At 38.1% G+C, this 1,092-nt stretch carries 2 protein-coding genes; both read right to left on the bottom strand.

Annotated elements, in window-relative coordinates; genetic code table 11:
* Positions 1 to 532, bottom strand: a 532-nt coding sequence (gene nadE / locus DYY66_RS03130; RefSeq protein WP_166286139.1) for an NAD(+) synthase, incomplete at its 3' end; no start/stop codon positions are given.
* Positions 533 to 566: 34 nt separating this feature from the next.
* Positions 567 to 869 carry a Rieske 2Fe-2S domain-containing protein gene (locus DYY66_RS03125; protein WP_166286137.1) on the bottom strand — a complete coding sequence of 101 codons (303 nt, stop codon included), beginning with the start codon at positions 867 to 869 and terminating at the stop codon, positions 567 to 569.
* Positions 870 to 1,092 lie beyond the last annotated feature (223 nt).

The raw sequence follows: 1,092 nt of genomic DNA, 5'->3' as shown, positions 1-1,092 counted from the left end.
TTGCAAGCTCGCGTATCTGTGTCTTGTACAGTGATACGATTGGCAACAAGTCTGATGCACCGTCTCCAAATTTTGTAAAGTATCCAATCAAAAACTCACTTTTATCCGATGATCCCAGCACAAGCGAATTTCTTGCGTTTGCATAATAGTATAACATGTTTGCGCGTATTCTTGCACCCAAATTTGCAAATGCCAGAGGGTTTTGCTCTAAATACTTTGAATATTCCTTGTGGATAAAACCGATATCAATCAGCTTGTATTCTATTGAATGTTTGTCAACAATCTTAATCGCATCTTCTGTTTCGCTGTTTGGAGTAATTTTTCCATTTGGCATTATCAGTGCAAGAGATTTTTCCTTGACAAATTTTGCACAAAGAGATGCAATCACTGCAGAATCTATTCCTCCACTCAAGCCAAAGACTAGACCGCCAACTCTTCTTTTTTCAATCTCGTCTTTTAGAAAATTTCCAATCTTATTCTGGATTGAATCATAGTCTTGCCTGACCAGTTCTTCGATTATTTTACGATTCAATGTTTTTTAAAATGGTACTTAGAAATTAAACTTATCAAACGTCTAGGTAGATTCCGTCTTTTTTTACTTCGACACTATATGTCTGGAGCTTGACACCCTTGATGTAGTCCTGCAGTTCTCCTGTCTTGATGTTATAGTGCCAAAAGTGAAGCGGACATTCTACAATATCTCCGTCAAGTTTGCCTGGTGCAAGGGAACCGTCTTGGTGGACACATACAGAATCCAGTGCATGAAAACCATCCTGGTTGAATATTGCAATTCTCTTGCCGTCAACTACAAACTCTTTGCCCTTTCCTGGGGCAACTGCATCTTTTTCTGCTACCTTTTTCCATGCCATGTTTTGTAAAACTAAATCTATCCAATATTTAGATTGTTATTTCTGATACTGTTTTATATCCCCAGAAATTGTGGTTTACCATGAGCCAAGTAAAAGATCCTAGTCTTTCAGAAAAGGGAAAGATGTCATATGAATGGGCCCGCGATCACATGCAGATTCTCACTAATACAATATCTGATTAAAAAAATCTCAAGCCTCTCAAAGGCTGCGCATAGGAATATGT

The sequence above is a fragment of the Candidatus Nitrosotalea sp. FS genome (assembly GCF_011319475.1).
Lineage (GTDB): Archaea > Thermoproteota > Nitrososphaeria > Nitrososphaerales > Nitrosopumilaceae > Nitrosotalea.
This window is presented reverse-complemented; position numbering and strand designations above follow the sequence as displayed.